Raw genomic sequence first — 14,128 nt, forward strand, 5'->3', positions numbered from 1 at the left:
TAACATTTAAACAATTTTAACTGAAATTGGGTGTGTATTAACTAAAAGTAAATAAAATAAACAAAGACCCTGTAATGAATACAGGGTCAAATACAGGGTTAAGGGAACGCATAGTTTCTCAAAATCATAATAGCATATATTCTTTGTATAGCTACATGAGGATTTTGACAGAATTAAGAAAAAGACAGAAATCTGTAAGAAAGCAAATATATTGCTGGAAATTTGATTTGAAATTAAACTATAAGGCATATTGAAATAGATGGAAACTCTTGAGTACCGTGATTAAATATGAGGTTTAGATTAGAGGGATAATTGGATCTTACTGAAAAGGCAAAATGTTTTTTAGATTAAAAGAAGAAAAGGCACTTTTGGGTGCCTTTTCTTTAGGTAAACAGTTTACATATTGCTGAATTATACACGAAACCATAATTCGACTATGAAGTAAATCTTAATATAATTCTAAATAGAAAAATATGTAATATTATATTTGAGTTTTTAATTATTTTATCGAATATAGAGTAGCAATGTAAATAAAAGGGCATGCATTCGTATCTGCAGCCCTTTTTAGGAGGAATTCAAGATACCAATAGGACACGTATTGGTAAACAGGTTCAAAAATAGTATATGTGAAAAGAAAAAGTCCTATACCAAAAGTAGACAGGACCTTATTTTTTACAATTTCAAAAATGACATTCTGTCCTTTTTGAAATTAGTACAACACACACTTGGTTTGTAATAAAGTTAGAAAAAGTATACATGAAAATGGCAGACAACTATTTTGTTGCCTGCCGGTGCTAGTGGGTTGAATGAGTTAGTCAATTCAATAAATTGCTACCCCATTACCAGAAGAGTGAAGCCGCTAGTTCAAACGGCTTATACATAGTTTTCCTAATAAAGAAAAAATTATGAGTGAAGATTTTGTTTGCTCTATATGAAAAGATAAATAGATATTCATTAGACAAGGATAATTTAGCATACCTTGAATAGGGTGAAGGAACGAATTAAATAAAAGGATTTTTGTTTAGGAAGGGACTGACTCAGGAATGGGACTTTCGGACAGGGTTTGGGGGGCGATGATTGCCTTTGGCATTGCGACTAATATCGTTGCTTGTATGATGGCAGTATACATTCAAAAATATGAGCTAATGATAAATCATCTTACAAATATTTTATTTTTAATAATTATCTCTTTAACGTTTATTAAGATGAAAATTAACAGATGGGTGGCTTTAGGATTTACATTTGTTGTAATAGAGAAAGGTATTAAGGCGGGATATGACTTCTACACACATGATTATTATGGTGTCAGCTGGAGTTTAGCTATCATTGTCTATTGCATATACGAGATGAAAAAGTATCATATTGAAATAAATGAATAGTCTCAACAATAAGATGTTAGTAGGTGTAATTTTTTAAATAATAAAAAAAAGACACTACAAGAGTGTCTTTTTTTTGAAAATACTCTATAATTAACTTTGGGGAAGGTAATGTTAGAGTATTCGTTTAGCATTATCTTTATATTTGATAAACCATGAAATCGAAGGATTTTGTGGTTTATTTTTTGAACAATAGATATTACAGTATTGGCAGTGAGCTAGTGATCATTTTAAGCATTAGGAGAGAATGGATTAAAAGTCTAACATCGAATAACGGTTCCGGAATATAGTGTTGCGAAATGATCTCCCATATCCCAAACGGTACTTGCCTGTATATAGCCCTTAAAGCCTTCTGAAGAATAATAAATCTCTTTTGGTATACTTTCTTTAGTTTGGAAATGTGCTTTAGAGTACTTTACATAATGGTTTTTAACAACTTTTGCATCTGGAACAATAGTGTTTTTTTGTTCCAATGTTGGCCTAGCACTAGAAGGTGATATAAATTTTACAGTGTCTTGGTAATTAGGATCTAAGGTGTCAGCTTGTACACTGTGTGACGAAACAATTGTGCTTAAACTACTTCCCGCGATTAAAGTTGCAAATACTAACTTTGAGAATTTTGTTAATCTACTCATTCTATAATCTCCTTTTTATTATTTTGTAAGGTATCTCCTTACACCTCACAGTCTATATCCACTACAAAAGGGTGTACATACATATTGATAGACAAAATTCTACAAAATACCTCATGTTTTTGGGGACGTGTATAATAATCCAATGTTTAATAATTTATCAGAAGTAAAAAAGTAAGTCTTATATAAAAGAAAAAGAATAATTTATGCAGGTAATGTATATAAAATTATTGTTTGAATATTCTAAAACGAGTTGATAAAGATGTGGGATTGTTTTTTAGAAAATAAATGATTCCAAAGATTAAATTTAGAAGTTTAATTCTCTTTGTAAGTTTATTTTTATAATACTATTCACAGGTGTAGATTATTAAGATTTAAATATAAAATGTCTAAAGATTTTTGTACAACCAAACAGTTAAAATATAAAAAAGTGAGAAAAATGATAAACATTCTTCTCACTTTCATCAATTAGGGTGGCATATACATAAATATGCGTTTGGGTAGATTTTTGAATGAAAAATCCACATGCATAGTATAACAAAAAAAATAGGGCTTTTCACATGTAATATTGCATATGAAATATAGTAAAGTTTTAAATTTTAATATTACAAACTTGTATATACGTGTTACAATGTAATTCTCTAATTTATTTTATTCAGCTATTTAGAATTTATGTTTTAGTTAATTTATTATGGTAAGGATTTCATCTGATTGGATTAGCGCTAAACTAGATTTTTATCCAAACAAATCCAATAATTATTTTTAAAATGAAGTATATGTTGTATCCAATTTATTTGGAATAATTCGTAGTCTAATAATTGCTGAATCTAGAAAAAAACATATTCGAAAGGAGGACAGATAAAACTCTGCCTGTGAAATTTAAATCGCTAAATGGTAAAGTGCGGATGATAGGATGTAATTGTGATTTCATTTCGAATGGTACCATAAATGGATATGGAAAAATATAGGATAAAAATTTAAATAAACTATATAAGTAGTAAAAATGAAAAGGAGAAGTATCTAGTGTTTAATATAAAAGAAAGATTGGGACAAATAAAGCTTAAAACGAAGTTGTCTATGGCATTTATAGCAATATTAATTATACCAAGCCTTATCGTAGGAGTATCATCTTATAATAAAGCAAAAACAGATCTTAATGAAACAATTCTACAATCAGCAAAAGATAATATAAGTATTTTAGACAAGATTGTTGATGATGAATTAGAAAATAAGCATACAGATGTCACTCATTTTGCAAAGGTACTCACACAAGGGGATTATAATCCTGAACAATCGCAAAATGTACAGAGTAAATTTGATCAATATATACAGTTACATCCAGAGATAGAAACGATTTATACGGCATCCAGTAACAATCAATTTATTCATGCACCTGTTGGCAAAATACCAGAAGGGTTTAATCCGTTAGAAAGTAGTTGGTATAAGGATGCAGTAAAAGCAAATGGAGAGATTATTGTTTCATCTCCCTATAAATCAAAGTCTACAGGAAATATGGTAATTGCAATTGCAAAGCAAAATGCAGATAAAAGTGGTGTCATTGGCGTAGATTTGAATATTACAGATATCGTAAAAACATCCAAAATGATAAAAATTGGAAAGCAAGGATTTGTATCTATAGTTAGTCAAGATAAAACTATAGTTGTTCATCCATCACTAAAGCCTGGAGAGAAATTAGAGAAAACTTTAGCGGATGAATTGTACAAGACAGAAGATGGAGTAATTACTTATAGCCTCAATGGCGAAGATCGAAACATAAGCTTTAAGACAAATAAAAAAACAGGTTGGAAAATAGCTGGCGTAATGCCTACGAAAGAAATTGAAGAAGCTACTAATCCTATTTTTTATAAAACGTTCACTATAATAGGGGCTTCATTATTGTTAGGTGGAATTGTAATTCTATTCATACTCAGATCTATAATTACTCCACTAAGACAATTAGTCATTTCAGCTCAAAGAATTAGTCAAGGAGATTTAACCGAGAAAATAGATATTCGTTCAAAGGATGAACTTGGTCAATTAGGTGGTAGTTTCAATACAATGGCAGAGTCGTTACGTAATATTATTTCTCAAATTAACACATCTGCAGGACATGTAGCTGCGTCTTCTGAGGAACTAACTGCTAGTGTAGAGCAAGCAAGTGTTGCGACAGAACAAATTACAAAAGAGATGGAAGAAATCTCGAACAGTGCAGAAGTTCAAAATAATGAAGTTGAGTCTGGAGCTGAATTAATTGGTGAGGTAACACGAAATATTCAATATGTAGCTGAGAATGCATCTGAAGTATCGGCTTCATCCATATACACAAAACAAAAAGCCAATGAAGGTGAACAATTAGTAGAACAAACTGTAGCACAAATGCAGTCTATCCATCACTCTGTTTCTCAATCCGATAATGTAATAAAATTATTAGATAAGAAATCGCAACAAATTGGAAGTATATTAGAAGCGATTCAAAATATTGCGGAACAAACAAATTTATTAGCATTGAATGCAGCAATTGAAGCAGCTAGAGCAGGAGAACAGGGTCGAGGGTTTGCAATTGTTGCGGATGAAGTTAGGAAGCTAGCAGAGCAATCATCCGAATCTTCGATGGAAATTGGAAGCTTAATTAAGGAAATACAAGCAGACGTACATGAGACTGTAAAAGCTATGAATGAAGTGGGAGTAGAGGTACAGTCGGGAATTAAAGTTGCGAACGATACAAAGCAAAGTTTTTATGAGATTTCAAAATCTGCAAATGATATTGTGTCAAAAGTGCATGGTATGGTGGAACTATCTAATACAATGACTACTGATGCAATGAAAGTCGATACATCGATTGATCAAATAGCTATGGCTGTAAAAGAGAATTCTTCAAGTATGCAAACGATTGCTGGTTCATCTGAGGAACAACATGCTTCTATGGAAGAGATAAATTCTTCAGCAATACAATTAGCACAGATGGCAGAAGAACTTCAAGAGTTAATTGGTGGATTTAAGATTTAAGTTGAGATTCTAGGAGAGAATGCTAGAATCTTGTTACAGAGTGGAAATGCATAGTAAATAAGTATAATATATACTCTCTATGCGCGTATTGAACAGGCAGAAAACCCATTTAAAAACCCTCCATTTGGAGGGTTTTTAAATACATTTACATTAAATTTGTGGTGGTGCACCACCATAATCGCCAACACTATATGAAGGAGCAGGATAATGCCCATGAGTAGCAAGCTGATCTGTTTTAGAAAACTGAAAAATTCCCACCGTTAATACCCCAATAAAAGCAATGCCTGATAATAATAAGCTAATTTTTTTCATTATTTTAACACTCCTTTTGCAATTGATTTTTGTCTTGCTTGATAACAAATATGGAAATAGTCACTTACTTTTTGGTGGTTCTCTAATTGTCTACATTTTGTGGCAAATAATTCAGCGTATTCGACAACATATTCCCATAATTCTTCTTCCTTAAAGTATAAGATTCCTTCTTGAATGATTTTTTCTAATTCTTCCAATGGAATATTTTCGTTTAATCTTTTTAAAATAGAGAAGTGGTGTGTGTATTCTTCGTTATGAATTTTTCTGCAAATCTGTAATCCCTTATCAATGAGTTGGCTGGCCGTTGATTGTTCTCCTAATTTATAATGTTCCTTAGCTTGTAGGAAGATGGCCTTGAAGTGTGTAGGGATTTTCTCTGTTACTTCTGAAAGGTGACGAATAGCTAAAGTAGACATACTTTGATCAGAATACAGCCACCCCATAGTATTTTTTACATATAACAAGGAATCTTCTTCCCTATTTTTTTGTAGTAAATCAATTGCACAATGTAGATATTCTTCTGCTTGTTCGTACTGTTTTAAATAGATGCAGCAACCACCTAGCAAACTATTACAAAAGGCTGTTTTTACTTCATAACCTTCATACTTTGAAAAGATTGCTCTCGATTTATTTGCGTATTCGATAGAAGCGAGATTGTTATAGGTATGGTGATAGAAAGTAGCAATTCTATAGTAAAATTCAGCATGTTCAATTTCATCTGGTATAGCTACCAATATTTTTTCTGCTAGTTTATAATGTTCTTCTGCCTCAGTATAATTTGATATAAAAGTGGAATGAATGGATTTGAAAAAGTGATAATAGAATCGTAGAAATTGATCTGTAGGCATATCATAATCGCTAATAGTATCAAAACTATTTTGTTGAATACCAAGGCTATCTGTTAAGACCTTGTAACGAAATTCGAGTAGTGAATAGTATAGTAACAAATTTTGATCCTGATGTTCTTGATCCGGTTCAATGCTTAACTTATTAATTTTTTCATCAATTTTCTTTTTTAGATTAGTAGCTTTTATAACTTGTTGAGATAGCATTGCTCGATACCAGTCGTTCAATAGAGAGGTTAATTGCTCATTTCCCTTTACTGAAACACTCATAATATACGCCCCCATTTTCTAAAAAAATCCTAATCCAATTTAATTATAAACATCATAACAAAATAGAAGAAAAAATGGAGTGATATTACAATATTTTTCAAGAAAATTCAGAAAAAATAATCAATTTATGTCGAATATACTCATAATAAAACATCCGAAAATTATCAAAAGATAATATGAGTCTTTATACGTTCTATCAGGTGAACTTAGAAACTGTGATTGAAGATTTATGAAATTTTCTTTTCTTAAAACGGATCAATTACGTATTAATTTTTAAATTATTTTATCGGATACATATAGTATGTATCACCACCAAATGTATAAATCTTGCGTATGTAAATAAGAAAAGAATAAAGAAAACAAAAGAAGAACTTGTAAGAATTTCTACAAGTTCTTCTTTTGGATAATGTAAAAAGGTGAAACAGACTATCTCATTATTTGTAATAGTGAAATTATCTTACTTATGGTTTTGTTTTATAGAAGATGTACTATTATATTGGAAGATTTGTTCTAAATGTTGATTAAAGGAAAATTAAAGACTGGTAGGGGAGAAGTGCATAAAAGAGAAAGCCTTCTTTACTTATTCTGAAAAGATAATTCAAAAAGCAATTTGTGTATAGAATAAGCAATGCATGAATTCATCGACATTGGTGATAATAAATAAGAGAATCATAAGCATGAACTTTAGTGGAATAGCTACAAGAAGGGGATAATTATAAAATTGTTAAAGCTCAGTATAATTCTATAATAGTAGATATAATTATTGGAATTTTCAACTTAGTTACTTTTCGGGTAGGGTAAGTAGAAGAAAATAGGAAGTTTTTCTTTGAAGAAAGCTCTTTTGACAGGAATAGATTTTCTCATAACTAGAACAAATAAATTAATAATCGCATATACTGTATTGTCGTTAAAGCAAGACAGTATTTTCTCATAACAAGGGAATCACTAGAAAAATATGTGATTCCTTTATTCTTCAGTATAATGTCAATAGTTGATTTGAAATAATCGAAGAAATAAAATCTTTGTTAATGGACAATCACATCATTTTAGGTATAGTAGGTTTATAATTTAGACTATAAAAATTAATGTGTCTTTTATTATTTTAACCAAGAAGACTCCCTCCATAAGGAACTCACAGCAAGTATGAGTAAGTGGGAGTAGTTCAAAGCATGCAATATTGTTTGATTTGGCTAATACATAGATTTATCATCTCAGAACTGGTGTAAGAATTATAATGTTTATACCATTCTATTGTATTTTCTAAAGTCTGTTGTAGGGACCATTTTGGTTGCCAATCAAGATTGAATTTTGCTTTGCTAATGTCAAGATTTAGTAAATTTGCTTCATGAAAATTTATTGCGCCTATATTTTCTGCTGTCCAATCCCCACAGCCCCAAATATCTAGTAAACTTGTCACTAATTTTTCTACTGGAACAATATTGCTTAAGGATGGCCCGAAGTTCCATGCTCCTGAATAAAGGATACCATTATTTATAATTTTTTCTGTAAGGAGTAAATACCCGCTTAAGGGTTCTAGTACATGTTGCCAGGGTCTAATAGCAGTAGGGTTTCTAATAATAATCTTTTTGTTTGATTCTAATGCTCGTATACAATCAGGAATAATTCTATCTATTGACCAATCACCACCACCAATTACATTACCAGCTCGAACGCTTGCAATTATTTTCTTGTGGTGAGAAAAGTTTTCTTCTGAAAAGTAAGAATTTCGATAGGAAGAAATTAAAAGTTCGCAGCATCCTTTGCTTGAGCTATATATGTCATGGCCACCCATAGGATCAATTTCACGATAACCCCAAGGCCATTCTTTATTTTCATAGCACTTGTCACTTGTCACCATAATTCCTATTTTAGCTGATTCATGTAATCGAATTGCCTCTAGTACATTCATAGTTCCTACAACGTTTACCTCGTATGTTTCTCTAGGATATTCATATGAATACTTAACTAGAGGTTGGGCAGCTAAATGGAATACAATTTCAGGTTTATAATCTGTAAAAACCTTATTTAATTTATTAAAATCCCTAATGTCTCCACGAATATCAATTATATTGTTTTGAAGGTTAGTAATGTTAAAGTTATCATTTTTATTTTTAGGATCCAATGAATATCCGATTACAGTAGCACCTAATTCATTCAACCATAGGGATAACCAAGAACCTTTAAAACCAGTATGTCCAGTAATTAAAATTGTCTTTCCGTAAAAAGCATTATTAAAGTTTTGATTTAACAATTAGTCCACCTCCTTTAGTACCCTATTTTTAGGGGATTAGGTATAAATGTTTATTATTTTTATACCAATTAACAGTTTTTATAATTCCTTCTTCAATATTAATTCTAGGTTCCCAGGAAAGAGAGTTTTTTATTTTTTGCACATCTGCTTCAGGAACCCATCTTTCATTCGTTCTAGATGGAATTGCACCGTAATTTGGTCTGGAATTGGTTTTCAAATGTTTGAATAATAATTCTACATAATGTTTCAAGGGGTAAATAGTGCCACTCCCAATATTAAAGATTTCATTTTGTACAGTAGTATTCTCTACTGCTAGGATACAGGCATCTATTATATTTTCTATATAACAATAATCTCTTAATTGATTACAGAAAGTTAAATTTACATCTTTGTTTTGTAATACTTGCAAGATTATATAGCTAAAAATTTTATGTGGCTCCTCGCTTTCTCCGAATATGCCAAAAGGTCTTAATGTTATAAGATTAATGCTGTTTTCGCTAGCAATTTGATGGGCGAGTATAGTAGCAGCAGCTTTGGTACTTCCGTAGATATCCACAGGAGTTAGTAACATATTTTCATGAATAGGTTCCATCTTGTTACCGTATTCAGAACTACTCCCAAAATTGATAATTTTTTTACAATTCACCAATTTTGCTGCTTGAATAATGTTACATGTCCCTATAATATTTGTTTCTATAGCATGCATGTAATCTGTATGGGCAGAATTTACACCATAGGCTGCCAGGTGAAAGATATAATCCGGATTAACTTTCTTTATTGCATCCTGTACTTGTTTTCTATCTCGTATATCTATTTCATAGGTTTCAATATTTTTTATAATATCCTTTAGTCTCCAAAAATTTGATGGTGTTCTTATGAAAAGAACAATTCGTGCTTGTAAATTTAAAAGTCTTCGTGCCAAGTGAGAACCAATAAAACCGTATCCACCAGTAATAAGGAAAGTTTTATTTTTAAATGAAGTAATCATAGTGAAAATCTATCCTTTATTAAGATTTATTTTTAAATAAGGAGAGTATCAGTCTTAATTGTAATGAGGGGAGGAGTATTTAAAATAATTTTTTATTGTCGTTGTATCAATTTGGTCAGCAAATAAAGAGGAGGGGGATTTTTGAAAAGTATTATGAAGGGTATGACATGTCTTGTTCAATTGTTCAATATAAGGAATGTATATATAATCTAAAACTTCTGGAGGTAATTCTAAAGTTTCTTGTTTCCATAAATCGAACTCATTTGGATTAATAATTTGCATACTTCCAAAATGAAAAGCTATTAATTCATCTTGATCAATAAAAACTTTTTTATCTGTTTTTGATATAGAACTGCTATTTAAAATGACATTCCAAGGTGCTGCATCAATACCTTTATGAGTCATGATTTTTATATTAGAAAAGATGTTAGGAATGTGATTTAAATATTTTTGGTCACCCCATCTATTCATTTCAACATCATAATGATTATTGCAATATTCTAGGCATTTATCTTTCCACCATGTTAAAATTTCTTTGCTATTTTGATCGTTTTTGAAGCCTACTAAACCAGCTTGATATATACCGTGTATGTTTTCAATTTCAGTAGAGCTTCTTTGAGGGCAAAGGAATACAGAGTATTTCCACCATTCATCAAGAATGATATTAGGTGCTGTAAAGAAATACATATCAGCATCACAATATATAATGTGATCAACTTCCGGATAAAGACTAAGGACATGTAGACATAGGGGCGCTTTTAATGTCCAACAATATTCTTGTAAACTTCTATCATTTTTTATACTGAGGAGTTCATGATTTTCAATATCTTTTACTGGAATTAGTATGGCGTGCTTTAATTTTAATGTCTCTAATATTTGATAAGTTAAATCATCCATACAACAAATCCATACAGTAAATTTAGCGTTGAAATTTTCTAAGGAATAATAAGAGGTCAATCCTTGAATTAATCGTTCTTTACTTATAATCATGGAAAAGTTCATAAAATGATTGGATTGATTCATTTTTCTTCTTAATTGTGAATCTTTATATAAGGTTTGAGCTTTATTTATATCTTTTTTACTTAAAAATTGTTTAGTATCTTTATTGAATTTATTTTTTAATTGATTTAAAACAAATTGAATTCTCTCTAAATACGGAGTGTAAATATGGTTTAATATATTATTGGGTATTGAAATTGCTCCTAAAGACCAAAGATCAAAATCATTTTCATTAAAGATAGTAATACATGCAAAATGGTAAACAACTAGTTTGTCGTTTTCAATAAATACATCGTTTTTAGTCTTGTCAATTTTATAATCGTTATTATATATACAGTTCCAAGGCGCAGCATTTATACCTAAGTTATTTGAAATTTTTACTTTTGGAAAATATATAGGGATATAATCTAAATACTTTTGGTCTCCAAATTTCCCCTCCTCAGCCTCGGCACTGCACCAATCTAGACATTTATTTTTCCACCATCTTACACTTTTTAGTCCATAGAGATCATTCTTAAATCCAATTAGCCCAGCCTGATATTTTCCATACATTTTTTCTACCCAATCACGATCTCTTTGGGGGGTAAGGAAAATAGAGTATTCACCCCATTCCTCAAAAATAATATTAGGATCAGAGAAAAAGCATAAATCACCATCACAATATAGAATAGATGGTAAATCATAATTGAGCAATAAATATTCTATCAAGACAGATTTTAAAGTCCAACAATATTCATTTACTTTTCTTTTTCTTTTAATTGCTTTTAGTTCACTATCTTCTAATTCTTCAACTTGTAAAAGGTTTACATTAATTAAATTCATTTCTTTTAATAGTGAATATGCAAAAGGGTCTATACAACAAATCCACAATGTGAATTTTTCTGAGTACTGCATTAATGATTGCTGTAAAGCAATGATTTTCAAGACATATTCATTACCTACAATGACACAGAAATGATTATTTAGATCATGTTGTTGATTATAGAATTGGGGATTCATTCTTTTTTGAGTATTTTTTTTGGAGAGATTTGAAGCTTTAATTCCTGTTGAAAGCGGGTTAACTATTTTCTCATTAGAGGGGATATACAATCGAGGTAAACTTATTTTTTTATCATTAGAGTTCAATGTTTATTCAGTCCTCTCCACTAAAATTTATTAGGATTCCAACTTTCATCTACAGTTTTTAAATCTTTAGGTGTATCGACACTAGCCCAAAAGTCATTGTGTTCATAGACTGCGAGCTCATTGTCTTTTATTAAATTGCGAAGAGGATCTTCTTCTAGAACACAATCATCACTATCACCTAAATAATCGAATATTTCTTTGTTAAATACAAAAAAACCGCCATTAATTACTTCATCAAGTAATGGTTTTTCTTTAAAATCAATAGCAATTCCATTTTCGACCGTCAATAGGCCATATTGACTATTTTTTTTAATTCCAGTTAATGTAGCAATTTTTCCTTTTTCTTTATGGAATGCTATTAGTTGATCAATATCTATATTTGCTAATCCATCGCCATAAGTTAATAAAAAGGTTTCATCCTGTACAAAGGGTTCAAGTTTTTTTAGCCTTGCCCCGGTCATTGTATCAATTCCTGTATTTATAAAGTGTATATTCCAATTTTCTAATTCCTGAAGTAGCGTATATTGATTGGTTTTAAAATTCAAACTAAAGTCATTCTCTTTCCAGCTAAAGTCCATAAAATATTCTTTAATTTTCTCACCTTTATATCCTAGGGGCAAAATGAAATCAGAATGTCCATATTTTCTATACCAATTCATTATATGCAAGAGGAGAGGCTTTCCTTGAACTCGAACTAATGGTTTGGGAATGTCCTCTAAAATTCCTTGCATCCGAAGCCCTTTTCCGCCACACAAAATTATGACTTTCATAAATTTCTTTCCTTCCTCTCTATATATTTTACTAATTTAAACTATGTAGTTTGTTTGATAAATGTATACACGGTTGTACCATAATGACAATCAACTAAAAAATATATGTTAGATTTATAATTCAAATGCTGATTAAACGTGAAGAATACGCACTGTAGTTTATTCTCAATCTTATGTAAATTAGGTTATTCTAAAATCAATGCTTTATTTTATTTAATACTAATGAAAGAAATTACTTGTTTGTAAGATAAAAGAAGGGGAGGGGAATCAAGGGAATTAAAGAAGCTTATAATGAAAAATCTAAGAAGGAAATTAACTATTTAAAGGAAGAGTGAACAAATATTACATTGTAGATTTTACAAATTTAAAAAAGAGCACCGTATAAAGGTGCTCTAGTGATGGAATCAATTTTGTAAAGAACCATTTATTCAATAAAGAAGGACTTATGAGTTATTATATGAACGGTTTATTAATTAAGTGTGTATCAATTAGATGGGAATTTTATTTCTCTACACCTATTTTAATTTACTGGAAAAATCATGTTAAAAGTAAGAAGAAAAGTATTAAGTTAATGTTATTTTATTTAAAATATAATTCCAATCGGAATCATCACCTTCCCATCTATCCTGATAACGTGGGAGTTCAATTGAACAAACCCTCGATATTCCCCAATTTTGTTCAACGATATTAGATATATCCTCCTTAAAATTGACAATAAGAATATTAAAATCTTTATTTGTAATTTCGGATAATACGTTTTTTAATTCAACCGCTTCATCTCGATTTCCCCAAATCCTAATGAATAAAATTGATTCACTACTATTTATTTTTTCAAGGAATCGATTAATTCTAGTGTCTAATTTAGCTTTAAAAGAAGGATAGGTTGATTTCCAATCCTTTTCTGAGTCAATAGGAAAGTCATGCATTGAAAAACAATTATAATAAGTGTCCTTTATACAATAGGTAATTCGTTCTGCCCATTTAGTTTGATTATCAAATTCTGATTCAATAAGACCGTAACTTTCTGAACCTTCTATGACCATATTTTCCAACTTCATAAATTTTTCAAATCGATTTTGAAGTAATCTGTTTACATCTGAAAGTGATGGATAATAAAACCAATCTAAAGGTCCAGAAAATGTTCTTAAATGGTGCCTTTTGATTTGGTTAGTGACTTGACACAAGCCTCCTAAACTTACAATTACGCCATAGGATTTTTGTATATCATCTAGGTTCATCCTCATCATCCTTTTTAAAAGTAATTTAAATTATCTATTCAGTATATGATGCAATAACATATTGATGTGGACATATATATCAAAGTACATAGAGCTAAGACATTGGTATAAATTTGAAAAGTCAAAATCCCTAAGTTAAGGGGTTATATCTTTAATGTTATATCATTGAGTTGCTATTGGGATGAAAGCTGGTAGGGATTATACTCTCCAGTAACTTAAATTAGAAACCAGTTCTTGATTACTACAGTAAAATTGTTGTGCCTTTAAAAGAATCCTTAGATAAAAAAGAAAAATCTATTGGTTAGCATTTAACCAG

At 30.3% G+C, this 14,128-nt stretch carries 10 protein-coding genes; 2 read left to right on the forward strand and 8 right to left on the reverse strand.

Annotated features, from left to right (window positions below):
- Window positions 1–1,043 precede the first annotated feature (1,043 nt).
- Window positions 1,044–1,379 (forward strand): hypothetical protein, encoded by a 336-nt coding sequence (locus ASE54_RS09720; RefSeq protein ID WP_000524430.1) that lies wholly within the window; start codon window positions 1,044–1,046, stop codon window positions 1,377–1,379.
- Between the two features lie 257 nt (window positions 1,380–1,636).
- On the opposite strand, the gene ASE54_RS09725 is transcribed toward ASE54_RS09720, so the two are convergent.
- On the reverse strand, window positions 1,637–2,011 hold the full coding sequence (locus ASE54_RS09725; RefSeq protein ID WP_000088964.1) for a hypothetical protein: 375 nt from the start codon (window positions 2,009–2,011) through the stop codon (window positions 1,637–1,639).
- Between the two features lie 1,020 nt (window positions 2,012–3,031).
- Between ASE54_RS09725 and ASE54_RS09730 the strand changes: the two genes are divergently transcribed.
- Complete coding sequence (locus ASE54_RS09730) at window positions 3,032–5,014, forward strand: methyl-accepting chemotaxis protein (protein ID WP_000481863.1); 1,983 nt, start codon at window positions 3,032–3,034, stop codon at window positions 5,012–5,014.
- A gap of 150 nt (window positions 5,015–5,164) precedes the next feature.
- Here the strand turns inward: ASE54_RS09730 and ASE54_RS36300 are convergent, their stop codons facing one another.
- The 7 genes from ASE54_RS36300 to ASE54_RS09765 all read right to left on the reverse strand — a co-directional run bounded on the left by ASE54_RS36300 (window position 5,165) and on the right by ASE54_RS09765 (window position 13,812).
- Window positions 5,165–5,326: a hypothetical protein gene (locus ASE54_RS36300; protein WP_000724107.1), complete on the reverse strand. Its 162-nt coding sequence runs from the start codon at window positions 5,324–5,326 to the stop codon at window positions 5,165–5,167.
- On the reverse strand, window positions 5,326–6,441 hold the full coding sequence (locus ASE54_RS09740; RefSeq protein ID WP_000116956.1) for a Rap family tetratricopeptide repeat protein: 1,116 nt from the start codon (window positions 6,439–6,441) through the stop codon (window positions 5,326–5,328). The genes ASE54_RS36300 and ASE54_RS09740 overlap by 1 nt, the downstream gene beginning before the upstream one ends.
- A 1,162-nt stretch (window positions 6,442–7,603) precedes the next feature.
- Window positions 7,604–8,692: a CDP-glucose 4,6-dehydratase gene (rfbG, locus tag ASE54_RS09745; RefSeq protein ID WP_000934343.1), complete on the reverse strand. Its 1,089-nt coding sequence runs from the start codon at window positions 8,690–8,692 to the stop codon at window positions 7,604–7,606.
- A gap of 28 nt (window positions 8,693–8,720) precedes the next feature.
- Entirely contained in the window at window positions 8,721–9,680 is a 960-nt protein-coding gene (locus ASE54_RS09750; RefSeq protein WP_000633065.1) for an NAD(P)-dependent oxidoreductase, read from the reverse strand.
- A gap of 54 nt (window positions 9,681–9,734) precedes the next feature.
- Window positions 9,735–11,804 (reverse strand): hypothetical protein, encoded by a 2,070-nt coding sequence (locus tag ASE54_RS09755; RefSeq protein ID WP_001087534.1) that lies wholly within the window; start codon window positions 11,802–11,804, stop codon window positions 9,735–9,737.
- Window positions 11,805–11,824: 20 nt separating this feature from the next.
- Entirely contained in the window at window positions 11,825–12,574 is a 750-nt protein-coding gene (locus ASE54_RS09760) for a sugar phosphate nucleotidyltransferase (RefSeq protein WP_000864426.1), read from the reverse strand.
- Between the two features lie 563 nt (window positions 12,575–13,137).
- Window positions 13,138–13,812, reverse strand: a complete 675-nt coding sequence (locus tag ASE54_RS09765) for a papain-like cysteine peptidase (protein ID WP_001046794.1) — start codon at window positions 13,810–13,812, stop codon at window positions 13,138–13,140.
- Window positions 13,813–14,128 lie beyond the last annotated feature (316 nt).

This window comes from Bacillus sp. Root131, assembly GCF_001429475.1.
Taxonomy (GTDB): Bacteria; Bacillota; Bacilli; order Bacillales; family Bacillaceae_G; genus Bacillus_A; species Bacillus_A thuringiensis_S.